Here is a 15,942-nt window from a genome sequence, read left to right on the forward strand (position 1 = left end):
GTATCAAGATGTTAGGCCCCAGAAGTGACCTCGAGAAAGACTAAGCGGCGCTCCCGTTAGGATTCAGAAGCTTATTCAGAACTTCCGGCATGTCGAGCACCATGAAGATTTTCTTTTTCCCCGACTGATCCGGCATTTCGATCACTTCTTGAATGTCACCACGAAGAGCTGTGATCGCATCTTTGGCAAACAAACTTGGGATCTTAATCTTTTTTGCCTCATCCACTGTATCAATTGATTCGACCGAATCCACCAGCAAACCAATCTTGCCTTGAGCTCCCCGCACAATCAAAATGCGCGAGTTCGAATAATCCCCGGTGAACTTCATTCCGTAATACATTCTTAAATCCACCAGCGTCACGACTTCACCGCGCATGTGTTGAACACCGACCACGTAATCGGGATAACCCGGAGGCTTCACCATGTCTTCGGTCAGGTTTGCGATCTCATCCACGCTGCTAAGGCGAGTGGAAAGCATGTATTCCAGTTTAAAGGAGATATATGGATGACGTTCCCCGGCGGTTTCTTTTTCCAAAGCTTTTGAATTTTCCTTGGAGTACAGAGCACTGTGACCGCGGGTGAATTCATGAATTTCACCATCAGTGAAAAGCTGATCTTCGGCAAGCAGCAGGACATTGCAGGTTTCTGAAACGGCCAGCATCCCGCGCATCATGTTCACCTTTTCCTGTTTGAACATAGGAATAGGCAAGAGGTCTTCCTCGAAATACGTTTTAATGCTATCGACGGAGTCGACCAGGAAACCAATAAAGAACTCTTGAATTTTTAGAATGATAATCCGCTGAGCTTCCGCATCCTCTCCCGTACCGAGTTCATCAACTTGCAAAAACTTTTTAAAGTCCAAAACAGGAATCACCACCCCACGAAGGCTCACCACACCCAATGAGTATTTCACTTGCATGGAGCTTCTTTTAATTTCTGGTACACGGATGATTTCCCGGATCGCTGACAAATTCAAACCGAAGTCGCGGGAGCCGGATTTAAAAGTAATACACTGACGACGCGTGAACTTCTTTTTCTTCGCTTCATCGCCGTTACCGCGGGAAGCGGTCACGAGACTCGCGATATTTTCAATCTTTAGCAAGGATGCGGGGTCAATCACTTCCACCAGGCGCTCGCCGTTGTTCAATTTCAAAACTGATTTTACAACGGAGCGAACACCTTCAGGATTATCATTGAAATGACAAACTGAATCCGCCGGGACATTTAGAATTTCCGAGGTTGAATCAAAGTACAAGCCTATCTTCACTCCATCGGCAACAACGACTGCGATTTTCCCCGCTGCCCCTTCCGAGTGAGACAAATCCAGCAATATCCCCATATCCACCACAGGGATCACTGTCCCACGCAAGTTAAAAATACCTTTTAGATAAGACGGAGCCAGGGGCACCGGGCTTATGGCTTCAGGCACATTCACGACTTCCTGCAAAGACACTACGGAAATTGCAAGCTCCGTCGAGCCCAGTTTAAAGGAGGCAAACATCTGCAGCTTATTTAAAATTTTCTTTCCACTCACAGCACTCATCACGCAGCTCTCTTGTAAATTAGGGGCTTGGAGTATTCAAAAGACGTTTTCAAGCGAGCCAGGGATTCGGCCTCCCCAATGATCAACACTCCTTGAGGTTTAAGGCTTGCATAGATATTGCGAAGGACTAATTCCTGATCTGGCTCATTAAAGTAAATCAAAACATTGCGTAAAAATACGATATCGAAAAAAACCGTGCGCGTGCCACGGGAATGCAGATTGTGTACAAAGTACTCTATATTTCCCAAAACTGATTCGGCCAAATGCGGATCGGCTTTGGTGCTGTTCATAAAATAGCGATGATACAATTGTGGCATGCGGTTTCGTATGTCATCAATGCTGCGAGCTTTATAGACACCCTTACGGGCGTTGTCTAAAACATCGGTATCAATATCAGAGGCGTACACTTTGTATTGAAAACCCGGAGTAGAACGCTTGTGTTCCTCACACATCATCGCGATGCTGGCAGATTCCTCCCCTGTCGAAGAGGCTGCAGACCAGATACGCAAAATTTCTCCAGGATTGTTCTTACTCCAATTTTTCAGGAATTCAGCTCCAAAGTAATCCCAGATAACCGGCGTTCGAAAAAAGATCGTTTCGTTCGTGGTGATCGTATTCACAAATTTTTGAATCTCTTCTTTATGAGATTCCAAATAGTCAATATAGGCTTCAGCTGTCGACAGATTCAGTTCTTTCATACGCGGGCGAATACGGGAGAACAAGAGCTCGCGCTTGCGCTCCTCCATGGTAATGCCCGTATGTTGTTTTACCAGACTGATCAGCCGGCGCAGGGCCGGCCCACTCAAAGTACGTTCAGCTTCAGTCGACATATATTAAACCACGAATCTAGAAACTGTTTTGTTCAGTTCATCCGCACCATTAACCAAAGATTTCGTTGCTGTGGCAATATTCTCTGATGCCTGGGCTGATCTTGTCGCCTCGTTGGCAATATATTGAATCGCCTGACTGATGCCTTTAGCAGATTCAGATTGCTCTTCTGCCGCCACATTCACCTCGGCAATAGACTGAGTCGTTTTCTCGATGCCAGAGACGATTTTATTAAATGCTTCACCAGCTTGTTTAGAAATCGCACTGCCCTGCTCAACACGTTTCACGGATTCGTTAATCAGTTTCGAGATCTCTTTAGTTGCTTGAGATGAACGCTCGGCAAGTTTACGAACTTCATCCGCCACAACCGAGAATCCCAGACCATGCTCACCGGCACGGGCGGCTTCAATCGCCGCATTGAAGGCTAACAAATTTGTTTGGCTTGCTATTTCGCTGATCACTTTAATGATCTCGCTAATGTCTTCAGACGACTTATTAATAAGGTCCATGGCTTCAATTGATTTGGCAATCGATTGGCTGCCCGTTTCCGCTTCTTTATGAGTGACTTTAGCCAGTTCGTTGGCTTTTTTCGTGTTATCCGCAATGGAAGCAATCGAAGCTGTGAATTCCTCAATCGAGGCATTCATTTCTTCAACTGTGGCTCCCAGACTGTGGGCACCGCCGGCCACGTTATTGGATTGATCTGCAATGGATTTAGAAGAGGTACCAAAGTCATTAGCTGAAGAAACCACTTTGCCAATGACACTGCGAAGGTCACGCATCATCGTAGCGATTCCAGCTGCCAATTGTCCAAGTGCATCTGTACCTTCGACAGTAATTTGAGTGCTTAAATCACCAGCTGCGGCACGATTTACAACCGTCAATAGCTGATCGACTTTCTTTTGATCGTCTTCGGCTTTACGTTTGATTGATTGCTCAAGCTCATATTGCTCAGTGATGTCTGAAGCAAATTTTACGACTTTATAGGGTTTGCCACTGGCATCCATAATAGGATTATAAGTTGCTTGAATCCAGATAGTGCGATTGCCTGAGCCCTTACGCATGTAACGGCCGGAATCGAACTCTCCGCGGTTCAGTTTTTTCCAAAAGTTTTCATATTCTGTAGAACGAGCCAGGTCCGCATCACAGAACATACGGTGGTGTTTCCCTTGAATTTCAGAAAGACTGTAACCCAAGGTTTTTAAAAAGTTTTCGTTGGCAGTAATGATAGTTCCATCAAGATTAAATTCGATCACAGCCTGGGCTTTACTGATCGCAGAAATCTTTCCTTCATCCTCGGCACTTTTCATTTTCGCAGCAGTGACGTCTGTCGCGAATTTGACGACTTTATAAGGTTTACCTTCACTGTTGAATACCGGATTATAAGAGGCATTGATCCACACGGCGCGACCGTCTTTAGTGACACGCTTGAATTCACCCGTCGCAAATTCACCCCTAGCCAAAGCCTGCCAGAACTTTTTATATTCGATACTGCGAGAGTATTCCCCGTCACAGAACATCGAGTGATGCTGCTCATGAATCTCCTCGAGAGAATATCCCAAGGTTTTTAAGAAGTTTTCATTTGCTGTGACAATCGTACCATCAAGATTGAATTCGATGATGGCTTGCACCTTATGAAGGGCCTCAAGGGTTTGCCTTAACTGACTCACTTCATCTGTTTCATTCGCTGCTGTTTCAATAAGACGTGCAGTTGACATTTATTCTCTCCTTATAAATATCGCTGTACCCTATTTCGGTATAAAAAATATGAGGTATGAACTTTTGTTCTATATTATCGGAAACTTAATTTTGATGCCTCAGTCCGAGTCTAAACAAATTTCTTTGATTGAGCTCAGGTAATCTTGAACATCAAGACTTGAATAAACTCCCGATATTACTCACATCTACGTACCGCTTACGGGATACATAAACTATACGACATTTATCGTTATATACTTAATTAAGTTTATATTTTTCTCAAAAATAGATTCTCGTAAAAGTGCCTTAACCAGGTTTTGCAATGTTGGTGTCTCGAAAATAAAAAAAAGCAGACAGTAGATGTCTGCTTTTCCTAAGTCACTTAGAGTAACCGAAATTATGAAGGAAGGATTTCTAGTGATTCGAACCTAAAATTTGAGGTTTCACTAAAATAGATTGATAGATCTTATAGTTTCTTTTTACCAAGCGAACATACTCGCGCGTCTCGGTATAAGGTATCATCTCTACGAAAAGATCGATGTTCTCTGTCGGATAGCGCTTTTGCCACTGACGTACCATCGCAGGTCCTGCGTTGTAAGCAGCCAGAGCCAATTCCACAGAACCAAAATCAGCGATCAGTTGCGCCAGGAATTCAGACCCCGCATGGATGTTGGTCTCCGGATTTAAAAGCTGCACAGGCTTTTTAACGCCAAAGTGCTTCGCTGTCGGATAAATCAACTGCATCAGTCCTGCAGCACGAGCGCGGCTGCGAGCCGCCTTATTAAAGGCGCTCTCTTGACGAATAAGGGCTTTCACCAGGATCGGATCAGCACTCTTGCTGTTTTCAACGATCTCTTTCCAATAACGAATTGGGAAAAGAAGATTCGCCACCGAAGTGGTCAAGGAATCTGGATGGTCTGCCAGGTACTTATGCAGAGCCTGGAATACTGACAAGTCAGCTCCATTAGCACTCATCAAAACCAACATGGACGTTTGAAACGATTGTGGCAATGAACGGAACTTTTCCAAATTCATTTTCCCTGCAAGATACTGAACGGTCTCTGGGCGCTCGTCTTGAGTCAATTGAACCATAGAAGCAAGCAAGCGATCCCATTCCGGGTCGCCACTCTCCACTCCCAAATACCACTGTGAAGGTGTCGCAGGAGATTGGAAAGTACTTACCAGAATACCATAGCCGCCCAACGGATTTGCCTGTTTGCTTTCCGCAGTCACCGCACAGAAGCTTTTCAGATAGGCCTGACGGTCACGCATACCACGCTCCATCGGAGCCGGATACTTATCAAGATACTCGACCGCGCGAGGACATTCGTTTTGTTGGATCGCGAAGACCGCCAAACGGAAAACGCTCTCTGTTTTGGAAATGTTATCGCACGTCAAAACTTTTTCATGAAGCGACTTAGACGTGTCACGCGCAGCTTGCTCCGGGAAATCCAACTCAAGGGAATAACCCAGGGCCTGACTTTCAAGAGCTTTATCGCAATTGAAATCTGCGACCAGTTCTTCACCGTGGTTCACACGTTTCTTAGAACTCCAACCGCGAAACTTTTTAAGAAAAGCGGATTGCTGCTTTTTATCGGGATTGTCATTTTTAACGCGCTCTGCTCTGACAGATGTTGCCATGTCCGCTGCGGGATCTCTTGCATCCAAGCTGCCATAAGGTTGTGCCTTCAGCTGTGACTTTAAATATTCGATGGTCGCATCTTGGCCTTGAGCCAAGGCTTGATCCAAAGTCAATGCACCTGCGGGAGGCGGAGTTTGCACCACTTCCGTCACCGCCGTTGGTTGACGGGATTTCGAGGCACAGGCTGCTAAAAATACGAATGAGATAAGAACTAGTTTGCGCATATAAACTTATCGGATTTTTGCCCGATTTTCCGTGGCCCAGTTTGAGTATATTTAAAAAAAATATAACGATAATGTTCTGGAAATTGTAGATCCAGGTTTCATTCAGGGCCAGCTCGACTTTTCTCAATTTGAAACAACTGGACTCCCCTTCATATCTGAGATGGCTGCGAGAGAAGGAACAATTTAACAAAAGGCCGCAGTTACTCGCCGTACGATTATCCTCTGTCAAACAAGGTCTCATTGTTTCTTTTTCCAAGCCCTTCATTTGCCAACGGCAAAGTGATGGACTGTTTCAAAGGAGAAAACTATGAAACTCATGACACTGATGACCACAACCATTATGTTGCTGGGATTAGCCCTTCCCGCTTCCGCAAAAACCATCGTCCTGGTTCACGGCGCTTTCGCTGACGGTTCTTCATGGGAAAAAATCATTCCTGCACTTAGATCGGCGGGACATAAAGTGATCGCCGTCCAAAATCCGCTGACTTCCATGGCAGACGATATCGCTGCCACAACCCGGGCTTTGGATAATTTAAACGAAAAAGCCCTCTTGGTCGGGCACTCCTATGGTGGAGCGGTCATAACTCAGGTGGGAAATCATGCGAACGTCGGGGGCTTGGTTTATGTCGCGGCATTTGCACCAGATGAAAATCAAACTGTTCAAGAATCAGTGGCGAGCTATCCAATCCCGCCAGGATTTGGCGAACTGGTTATTGATAAATTTGGTTTCGCGACTTTGTCTGAAAAAGGAATGAAAGACTATTTTGCCCAAGATGTCGGCGAAGAACAGCAAGGTATTATGCATTCAACTCAAGGTCCTACTTACGCCGGGATCTTTACGACCAAACTAACGACAGCCGCGTGGAAAACTGTTCCGAGCGCCTATATTGTCGCTGAAAATGATTTTATGATTCAACCAGATGCCCAGCGGGATTTCGCTAAACGTATGAACGCCAAGACACTCAGTCTGCCCTCAAGTCACGTTCCGATGATTTCAAAACCCGTCGAAGTTGCAGCCGCCATTTTAGCGGCCGCGGAATTGATGCCGGTTAAAAAATCTAAATAAAGACCTCGCCCTGAAATAAAGGACGAGCGGTTCTATAGAAACTGCCACTGCGAACACTCCAGTGGCCGTTTTTATTTTCGACTTCAGCATCCAGCTGCAAGATTCCCGAAGGCATCCCGATACGGACCTCTTTCAGGCGACGACCTTGAACCGCCTCGTGGATCAGACTCCCCGGAAGTTTCGCCGTCACCGAAGAACACAAAGACACCGTCAACGGTAAAGCCTTGTGCGGTTGACCGCTTGCAATCACGCGCATTTCGAAATCCATATTTTCGTTTGCGGCAGCACTGATGATTCCAATATAGGGAATCGCGATATAGTTTTTCGCATCCTCAAGATCTTTGGAGATCCCCATCGCCACCGAGGCGTGACGGCGAATCAAATCAAGTCTCTTTAATAAGTCCTTGGCTTGTTCAAGTTCAATCGGCATTTCTTTACCCGTCATGCCCACATCCTGCGCTCTTACAAAAACGCAGGCATTGGCTGCATCAACCATAGAAACTTCAATCGGTCCCACTCCTTGAACCTGCAATGTCTCGCAGATTTTGCCGGTCGGTAAAAGTTTTCCGGTCGAGGCTCCACCCGGTTCTTGAAATTCCAGACGAATCGGAGCACCCGTTCCAGACACTCCCGGAATTTCGAATTTGCCTGCGAACTCCGGTTGCGAGTTTTTCACAGGGAAATAGGAATGAATGATCTTTTGAGTATTGGTATTAAAGATGCGCACACAGGCTTCATCACCTGTGACTTTGCACAATCCCTGCATGACGGCAAAGGGACCGATTGCAGAGCTGATATTGCCGCAATTTCCTTTGTAATCCACTTTGGCTTCAGTGACAGACACCTGAGCAAAAGTGTAATCGACATCCGCATCCGGATGCTTGGAGGAACGCACAATAGCCACTTTACTGAGCGAAGAAATACCTCCACCCATTCCATCCAATTGGCGCCCGTAACTGTCCGGGCTTCCCAAGGCGCGTAAAAACAATGCGTCCCAGGTTTTGCGATCTGCTGGCAAATCGGTTTCGTTGAAGATCAAGGCACGGCTTGTGCCACCTCTCATGTAGAGTGCGCGATATGAAGTCATGTTATTAAACATCATAAACCCATTTGTCTTAAAAAACCAACGGCGTAGTCTTGGGGCTGTTAGAAGGAGGCATGTATGAAGCTCGTCGTATTATTTGCCATCGTTCTCTGTGGAGTCGCCCTGCAAACTTTTGCCTGAAAGTTTAAAAACTTTTAAAAGGTAAAAGAGGCTTGGGAAAATAAGTACGCTGCCCACGCACAAGGCATAGGTTAACTGCCGTAGCGTTGCCTCAGGCGCTGCAGCTTCGTAAAATGACAAGGGTCCTTGGAGTGTTATCAGGGCCGCCGGAGCAATCGCAAAAAACCAGCCCAAAATGATCAATGCCACTTGCGTAGCAGCGGTTAGGCGAACCAACACAGGTTGATTGCGTTTTAACAACTGCCAAAGGACAAAAAACAACAAAGTCGCGATGACCACGCAGGATATGGATAAAGGGTGACTAAGAAATGCCGTTAAAAACGCACTTTGCTCCCAATATGCAGCCGCAAAGACCAGTCCCCCGGAGAAAATCACTGCTACATTGAAAGCAAATCCCCTTTTCCAAAAATATCTTTTTAATTCGGGATCTTTCGTCTCTCCCACTAAATACACGGCCGCCAAAAACGCACAGATACAAACTGTGAAACATCCCATAGTCATGGGCACCAATCCCGACCAGGGTGCGATATAGGCGCCAATAAAGTCCTTAGCTTTCGGATTTAAACGTCCTTGCCACAAGCTTCCAGCCAAAATTCCCAGCCAGAAAGTCGTCCACAAACTGGAAAGACTGAAAATCAAAGAATAAACCCGTTGGGATTTTACGTCATGAATCGCATCGTAATGGCGAAACGTAAACGCCGTTCCCCGTGCCACAATCCCCACCAGCAATGCAACAACTGGAATATGCAGATGGATCATGACCATCGTGAATATTGGGGGAAAACCCATGAACAAAATCACCACGATCAGAATCAGCCACATATGATTGGCTTCCCAAACCGGTCCCATAGCTTCATTCACTACCGAGCGCTGTTTCGTTTGCAATTCCGGAAGTGGCAGAAGTTCCAAAATACCTGCACCATAATCGGCGCCACCTAAAATCACATATAAAAGAATGGACGCCGCGATAAAGAATAAAAGAATCTCAATCACCTTATGCCTCCTTTTTCATATTACCTTCGGCCACCTGAAGTTGGCGACGGAACAACCAAGCTGTCACAAACGACAAAAACAAATATAGAACAAGAAACAGATAGAAATGAAACTGGACGCCCGGCATAGGAGTTACAGCATCCTTGGTTTTCATAATTCCATAAATAATCCATGGCTGTCGTCCCACCTCTGTAACGACCCATCCCGCTTCAATCGCGATAAATCCCAGCGGAGCGGCCCCAATCAAAATTCTTAAAAACCAGTCTGGCAAAACTTTTTTCCGTATCAGGTATACATACAAGAGACCTAAGACGATCATAAGTGACCCTAAGCCCACCATAATTTGAAAAGCAAAGTGAGTGACCATGACTGGTGGCCATTCCTCACGAGGAAAATCATAAAGGCCTTTAACCGTGGCATTAAAATCATTAAAAGCCAAAAAGCTGAGGACACCTGGAAGTTTAATCGCCCCGCGCACCTCGCCAGTTTTCACATCAGGGATGCCACCGATTATCAGAGACGCGCGCGCCTCAGTGTGGAAGTGAGCTTCCATTGCTGCTAATTTGGCAGGTTGATATTCGGCGACTTTCTGAGCCGCGAAGTGACCCACAAGCGGTTGAATCAATGATGCCACCGTAGCGAAAACCATTGCGATCTTTAATGCGCGCAAGTGCAAGACTGAATTTTTTCTTTTCAGCAAAAGGAAGGCGTGCATACCCGCTACGGCAAACCCCACCGCCTGTATTGCTGCGACCTGCATATGAAGTGTTTGGTGAAGCCATGCGCGATTAAACATTGCCGCCACAGGATCGATGTTGACGGCCTGACCGTTCACCCATTCAAAACCCGCTGGTGAATTCATCCAACTGTTCGCTGCAACCACGAAAACTCCAGAGGCAAATCCGGAAATTCCCACGATCAAGCCGGCCGTCCAATGCACCCAGCGATTCATTCGATTCCAACCGTAAAGGTAAAGTCCAATGGCAATCGCTTCCAGGAAAAAAGCTGTGCCTTCCCAAGAAAAAGGCATACCGATGATTGCTCCCGCATGTTTCATGAAGCCGGGCCATAACAAACCTAACTCAAAAGACAGCACAGTCCCAGAAACCGCGCCCACCGCAAAAAGTATGGCGACGCCCTTCATCCACAATTTAGTAAGTTCTAAATCTTCTTTTCGATTTTTTTTAAGATAAAGAAAATGGGCCACCGCCATAAAGAAAGGCATGACCATGCCAATAGCGGCGAAAATAATATGAAAGCCCAACGAGAAAGCCATCGTTGAGCGTGCGGCAAGTAGATCGTCCATACTTGAAATCCTCACTCCACGTTCGGGCTGAGTATGGACCTAGAATTTGTTATTGAAAATACGAATGTGAAAAGTGCAACCCTATGTTGCCGTCACTTAATACGGTGTGACCTTATCCATATCCATGTTTCGGAGTGTGGGCGAGCTCCACGCAATCACGCTCACGGTGAGCAAACACATCACTGCACCGAAGCACGCTGCGGGGACCGTACCAAGAAACTTTGCCGCGACACCCGATTCGAACTCACCCACTTCATTGGAAGAACCAATGAACATCGAATTAACAGATGATATGCGACCCCGCATGTGATCTGGAGAAGCCAACTGCACAGCAGTACTTCTAACCACGACACTGACACTGTCAAAAATTCCGCTAAAGCCCAACGCAAACAAAGACAGGTAAAAATTCTTGCTGACGGCAAAAACCAAAATGCTTAAACCGAATCCAAAAACCGCGGTAAGTAAATATTTGCCTGCATTTTTTCGAATCGCGAATCGAGTCAGAATAAATCCCATCACCATCGCACCAACCGCGGGTGCTGCACGCAAAATACCAAGTCCGCGAGGTCCTACTGCTAAAATTTCTTTGGCATAAATCGGCAACAAGGCGGACACTCCCCCGAACAACACTGAAATCATGTCGAGTGAAAGTGCCGGCAATAAAATCGGATGACCAAACACATAGCGCACACCCGATTTTAATTCTTCAACCATCGCACGGGATTCTCCGGTGCTCGCGGGGGCTTCGATCTGCATTTGAATTCGGTAAGTTGCAAACAAAGCACCAATCAAAAGAACAAAGATCACCGAGTACGCCACTTCTAATCCCAAGAAACCAAAAATCAAACCGCCCAATGCGGGTCCGGTTACGCGCGCCGTTTGCATTGCGGTACTCATCCACGCCAGGGCTTTGGATAAACCTTCTCGCTTGGTCATTTTAGGAAGAATGGCATACATAGATGGCTGCGAAAATGCGCGAGCCGCGCCCGAAAAAATCGACGATAAATAAAGGGCCACGATCTGCCAGTGATCCGACCAGCGCGCGCCATAAAAACCTGCCACCAGTAAAATTCCCGCAGAAATCAAACTGCCTTCAAGCACCCAGCGATACACTTTGATGGGACGAGATTTATCGACGACATAACCCGCATACAATGCTAAGCCCAGAGCTGGAATCGCTTCAGCAAGGCCCATGAAACCCAAAGACAAGGGGTCTTGAGTGAGTTCGTAAATCCTCCACCCAACAACCACTGCCTGCATTTGCACAGCTAAGGTAAAGAGAAATCTTGCAGAGATAAGCTTTTTAAAATCAGAAAGGGCCGAGGACGGTTGCATAGGTGACTATACATACGCCCACTCCCCTTCCTGCGCAATTCGCATTATCAGACAAAGAAGATCCAGATAATGGCTCCGATAAGTAACCCTGAAGCCAGACAGATTCCGACGATGCCGGAAAAGACCTTCAAGGGACTGGATTCCAACTCATGGGTTCTATGAGGTCGTTCCGTCATCCCTTCGACTTCTTCGGGACCCTCATCTTCATCCGCAAATCTTTGCTCGCGAATTCTTCTTTGTTCTTTGCGAATTTCCGGTTCGATATCCATCATAAACACCTCACTCGACAGGATAAAATCCGTCTCTATCAGGTTGAAACTTTCAGGAATTGAACTCAAGGAGGAGGATCTTGATTTTGGGCAAAAAAAAACCCTTGGTACAAGACCAAGGGTTTGAAGACTTAATTAGTCAGCTAGGAACTAGCGAGGACCGCGGTTACCACCGCCGAAACCACCACGTCCGCCGCCGCCACGGCCGCCACCGAAGCCGCCACCACGGTTCTCACGAGGAGCCATTGGTTTTGCTTCAGAAACGTTCATTGCACGGCCAGAAAGTTCAGCGCCGTTCAATTTAGCGATTGCTGTAGCAGCTTCATCATCAGTAGACATTTCTACGAATGCGAAACCTTTGCTACGGCCTGTTTCACGATCAGTTACGATACGTGCAGATTCAACGTTACCGAATTCAGCAAAAGCGTCTGCAAGAGTTTGTTCGTCTAGTTGGTAAGAAAGATTTCCTACGTAGATTTTTTTACCCATTTTAATACCTCCTAAAATGGCATTTGGTAGCCCACTGTTGAGGAGATGGCATAATTGCCTCGAACTCAAAGAGAGACCTGTTATTCTGTTAATAGCTAAACTATAATTCATGAAAACCGAAGCACTAAACCAAAAAAAAGTTCAAAAAGTGGTTTTTTGTGTATATTGACACCATGCATCACATGGAACACCACGGTCTTGGGGTGATGACTTTCGTGATTTCATTTGCCCGCATGTATAAGAACTCATTTTTGTAGGACAAGCGGACCCTTTCCCGCTTTTGGGACCTTGGCGATAAAGCGACGATCTGACCATACCCTAAACCGTCGGTTTGATACTCCCCTTGAATGTTTTTAAGACTCCAACGAATGGTTTGTCCTGCGATAGGTGTGACATCTGATTCCGTGAGCACTGTCGAAATTGTGCCTTCAGTATCACGACACAAAAGGCGGACATTCAGTACGGTCATGTACATGGTTCGACAGTCTTTGTTGCGTGAATATCCGTAGCCCATTTCGCAAGAGTTGAAACTCTTCTCTTCCACACCGAGTTGTTCAACATTGCGATCCAGATGAAGAGCTCTTTGGATGGCGACCGGATCAATGGGACTGCTCTCTTGTCCAATTTCGGTTGCCATCGGAGGAGTTTTTGAAGGTGTCGGTTTTGTTGGCGATGTCGTACAAGCGGTCAGTGCCAACAAAGCGGCCAGTAAAAGTAAATTCATGTATTCCTCCGAGTCCCTATTATAGAGACCCTGCAAGAACACATGCAACTCTGGACCCCGAAGGCCCAGTCTGGAATTTATTTAAAGATGTCTGATTGAGTTGAAGCCATGCGATCCAGCTCTAATGCCTGTTTATTAAGGCTGGCTTGCATGGCCTGCTTTTGTTCATAACTTAACGTACTCCAAAACTTGTTCAGGAAAATCTTAAGCTTCCCTTCATAGTTTTGCATCGCCTGTGCATATTCAGGAGTGCGCAGAGAATCGTAATCCTCCATGAACTTTTCCGTCACTGCACGAAGCTTTGCCGGATCTTTACGTTGTGCCATAAAGTTATTCAAAATACTTTCGCGATTGTCGATGCGTTCTTTCCAGGGAAAAGGTTCATTCGCAATGAAGTGCTGAATCGCCTGATTCTGGTGAATGCTGGTTGGTCCCACCCAGTATGTGATCTGCTTACGGAATCTTTGCAGGAGCTCTTCGTTTTTGCTTTCCACAGCCTGCTCTCTCGAGAGAGCGATTTCCTTTCGGACTTTCTTTTCAAAATATAGAAACTGTTCCTCTCTTAAAGAAGAAACCATTTTCCAAGCGGAGTTTTTAAAGTAACTAGCTGAGCGGTCGTACTCTTTTTCCAACACATCGAAAGTTTCCGCCAGAATTTCAGAATTCACTTTCTCAGTGGGAATACGGTGATCAATTTCCCGAATGGAGTCTGCGAACTTTTGCATCTGCTCTTGCTTTAAGCGCGCGAGATCTTGCTGGAGATTCTTCTCAAATTCCTTTTCCTGTTTTTGATCCAAATCGAAATAGCTCTCGACCTTGGTGACGGACATACCGCCCAAAAACGCATCCATAAAGGGACTTGAGCTTCCGCACCCACCGCAAATCAAAAAAATCGATACCGCAAATAGCTTCCAGATTTTTATTTTCATGAACCCAGATTAGGTATTTTCCGCGCTGATTCCCAGACGACAGTCATAAATACACAGGCCTTCTGTTGAGGATTATGTGAGTGATTCGCGATATAACTGGGGGATCTTGGTCCTATTTTTATGTGTTCCGTAATGTATTTTTCCGCACCGTAATATTCTCGGCTAGTCTTTGTGAACGCACATGAATGTGTAATTCCGCACAGGAGGAAACGATGCTTGTTAAAAAGCAAAATTCTTCTGTACGTTCTAGAGCCACGCTTTTATTCGCAGCCACTTTATTAACCCTGGGTATCGCAGCTAATGCAAACGCCCAAACTGAACCGACTCTTCCAGATGATCCTTCTGAAGAGCAAGTAGTTACCACTCCAGCAGTCGAGCCCATGCTGAGAACCATGGCTTCCCCAGATCTTTCGATCTCTGCTTACGATAAAGAAACAATTTTGATGAAGTACGACCATGTTGACCCTACCAACATCGTTCCGACTCAACCTTTGATTGATGCTTTGATTTACTTTGAAAAAAATAAATCATCTTTCAAAAATCAAAACTATATCTCTATCATCAACTTCTCACAAAGTTCTAAAACACCGCGCTTCTATATCGTTGACTTGAACTCCGGTGGAGTTTGGCCAATTCACGTAGCTCACGGTAAAAACTCTGACCCGAATCACGACGGTTTCGCGACTTCGTTCTCGAACTCTTCAGGTTCCAATAAGTCTTCATTGGGCTTCTATCGTACTGCGGAAACTTATTCTGGCAGCCACGGTCTTTCCCTTCGCTTGGATGGTCTGTCTTCAACTAACTCGAACGCCCGTTCACGTGCTATCGTGATCCATGGTGCTTCTTATGTTCAGGAAAAATCAGTGATCCAAGGTCGTTCATGGGGTTGCCCAGCTGTTGACATGAGCATCCGTACTCAAGTTATCAACGCACTTAAAGGTGGATCTTTGATCTACGCGGTACTTGATAAAGGTGGTACAGGACTTCCGGCTCCAACAAATCCAGAGCCAACTCCGACTCCGTCACCAACACCTGTTGAACCGACTCCGGCACCATCACCAACGCCGGCTCCAGGTTACACAATGGCTCCCCTAGCATGGGAAAGTTCTTCTAAACCAGAGCGCAAACAATGGTCTCAGTATTTGCAAACTTTGGTTAAAGGCGAGTGGAACTCTTTGCTTAAAGGTGCAAGCGACATGGCAGATTTCTGCCCAAAGTACTCAAAGCTTAACGACGATCAACGTGCAAACGTATGGGCTCAATTGTTCGTAGCAATGGCTCGTTACGAAAGCGGTTACAACCCACTTTCTCGTATGCATGAAACAACAATGGGTACTGATGGCGTTACTAAAAAGCCAGTTTACTCTGAAGGTCTATTGCAGTTGTCTTACCAAGACACTCAGTGGAACAAATGGTGTAAATTTGACTGGTCAAAAGATAAAAACTTGAGCTCTACGTCTCCAAAGAAAACTATTTTGGATCCGTACATCAATCTTCACTGTGGTGTTGGTATCATGGCGAAACAGATCAAAAACAAAGGTGCGATTGCAATCAAATCCGGTGTTTATTGGTCCGTTCTTAAGCCAGGTGGTAAATACAACCAGCTGACTTCGATCCGCTCTATGGTTAAGTCACTTCCAATGTGCAAGTAGTATCTGGAAATTAGACATT

General features: G+C 45.9%; 14 protein-coding genes. 2 read left to right on the forward strand and 12 right to left on the reverse strand.

What is annotated here, in order from left to right:
• Positions 1-40 precede the first annotated feature (40 nt).
• The 4 genes from ACLSU7_RS07355 to ACLSU7_RS07370 all read right to left on the reverse strand — a co-directional run bounded on the left by ACLSU7_RS07355 (position 41) and on the right by ACLSU7_RS07370 (position 5,935).
• Complete coding sequence (locus tag ACLSU7_RS07355) at positions 41-1,543, reverse strand: chemotaxis protein CheW (RefSeq protein WP_413295385.1); 1,503 nt, start codon at positions 1,541-1,543, stop codon at positions 41-43.
• Positions 1,543-2,373, reverse strand: coding sequence for a CheR family methyltransferase (locus tag ACLSU7_RS07360; RefSeq protein WP_413294911.1), 831 nt, complete (start codon positions 2,371-2,373; stop codon positions 1,543-1,545). Before ACLSU7_RS07360 ends, ACLSU7_RS07355 begins: the two co-directional genes overlap by 1 nt.
• A 3-nt stretch (positions 2,374-2,376) precedes the next feature.
• A complete protein-coding gene (locus tag ACLSU7_RS07365) occupies positions 2,377-4,089 on the reverse strand; it encodes a methyl-accepting chemotaxis protein (RefSeq protein WP_413294912.1) in 1,713 nt (570 codons plus the stop codon).
• Between the two features lie 394 nt (positions 4,090-4,483).
• On the reverse strand, positions 4,484-5,935 hold the full coding sequence (locus tag ACLSU7_RS07370) for a lytic transglycosylase domain-containing protein (RefSeq protein ID WP_413294913.1): 1,452 nt from the start codon (positions 5,933-5,935) through the stop codon (positions 4,484-4,486).
• A 307-nt stretch (positions 5,936-6,242) separates the two neighbouring features.
• Between ACLSU7_RS07370 and ACLSU7_RS07375 the strand changes: the two genes are divergently transcribed.
• Positions 6,243-7,001 carry an alpha/beta fold hydrolase gene (locus ACLSU7_RS07375; RefSeq protein WP_413294914.1) on the forward strand — a complete coding sequence of 253 codons (759 nt, stop codon included), beginning with the start codon at positions 6,243-6,245 and terminating at the stop codon, positions 6,999-7,001.
• Here the strand turns inward: ACLSU7_RS07375 and ACLSU7_RS07380 are convergent.
• From ACLSU7_RS07380 to ACLSU7_RS07415, 8 genes are all read right to left on the reverse strand, one after another.
• Entirely contained in the window at positions 6,994-8,103 is a 1,110-nt protein-coding gene (locus tag ACLSU7_RS07380; protein ID WP_413294915.1) for a 2-methylaconitate cis-trans isomerase PrpF family protein, read from the reverse strand. The two genes, ACLSU7_RS07375 and ACLSU7_RS07380, sit on opposite strands and share 8 nt — an antisense overlap.
• A gap of 75 nt (positions 8,104-8,178) precedes the next feature.
• The gene (locus tag ACLSU7_RS07385) at positions 8,179-9,219 is read right to left on the reverse strand and encodes a cytochrome d ubiquinol oxidase subunit II (protein WP_413294916.1); all 1,041 of its coding nucleotides are present in this window, start codon (positions 9,217-9,219) and stop codon (positions 8,179-8,181) included.
• Between the two features lies 1 nt (position 9,220).
• Positions 9,221-10,525, reverse strand: coding sequence for a cytochrome ubiquinol oxidase subunit I (locus ACLSU7_RS07390; RefSeq protein WP_413294917.1), 1,305 nt, complete (start codon positions 10,523-10,525; stop codon positions 9,221-9,223).
• A gap of 96 nt (positions 10,526-10,621) precedes the next feature.
• Entirely contained in the window at positions 10,622-11,860 is a 1,239-nt protein-coding gene (locus ACLSU7_RS07395; protein ID WP_413294918.1) for an MFS transporter, read from the reverse strand.
• A gap of 47 nt (positions 11,861-11,907) precedes the next feature.
• Positions 11,908-12,132 carry a hypothetical protein gene (locus tag ACLSU7_RS07400; protein ID WP_413294919.1) on the reverse strand — a complete coding sequence of 75 codons (225 nt, stop codon included), beginning with the start codon at positions 12,130-12,132 and terminating at the stop codon, positions 11,908-11,910.
• Positions 12,133-12,279: 147 nt separating this feature from the next.
• Positions 12,280-12,618: an RNA recognition motif domain-containing protein gene (locus ACLSU7_RS07405; RefSeq protein WP_142699252.1), complete on the reverse strand. Its 339-nt coding sequence runs from the start codon at positions 12,616-12,618 to the stop codon at positions 12,280-12,282.
• 178 nt (positions 12,619-12,796) lie between these two features.
• The gene (locus tag ACLSU7_RS07410) at positions 12,797-13,342 is read right to left on the reverse strand and encodes a hypothetical protein (protein WP_413294920.1); all 546 of its coding nucleotides are present in this window, start codon (positions 13,340-13,342) and stop codon (positions 12,797-12,799) included.
• 77 nt (positions 13,343-13,419) lie between these two features.
• The gene (locus ACLSU7_RS07415; protein ID WP_413294921.1) at positions 13,420-14,271 is read right to left on the reverse strand and encodes a DUF6279 family lipoprotein; all 852 of its coding nucleotides are present in this window, start codon (positions 14,269-14,271) and stop codon (positions 13,420-13,422) included.
• Positions 14,272-14,483: 212 nt separating this feature from the next.
• On the opposite strand from ACLSU7_RS07415, the gene ACLSU7_RS07420 reads away from it, so the two are divergent.
• A complete protein-coding gene (locus ACLSU7_RS07420) occupies positions 14,484-15,923 on the forward strand; it encodes a murein L,D-transpeptidase catalytic domain family protein (RefSeq protein ID WP_413294922.1) in 1,440 nt (479 codons plus the stop codon).
• Positions 15,924-15,942: the final 19 nt, after the last annotated feature.

It is taken from the genome of Bdellovibrio sp. HCB185ZH, from assembly GCF_047302455.1.
GTDB lineage: Bacteria > Bdellovibrionota > Bdellovibrionia > Bdellovibrionales > Bdellovibrionaceae > Bdellovibrio.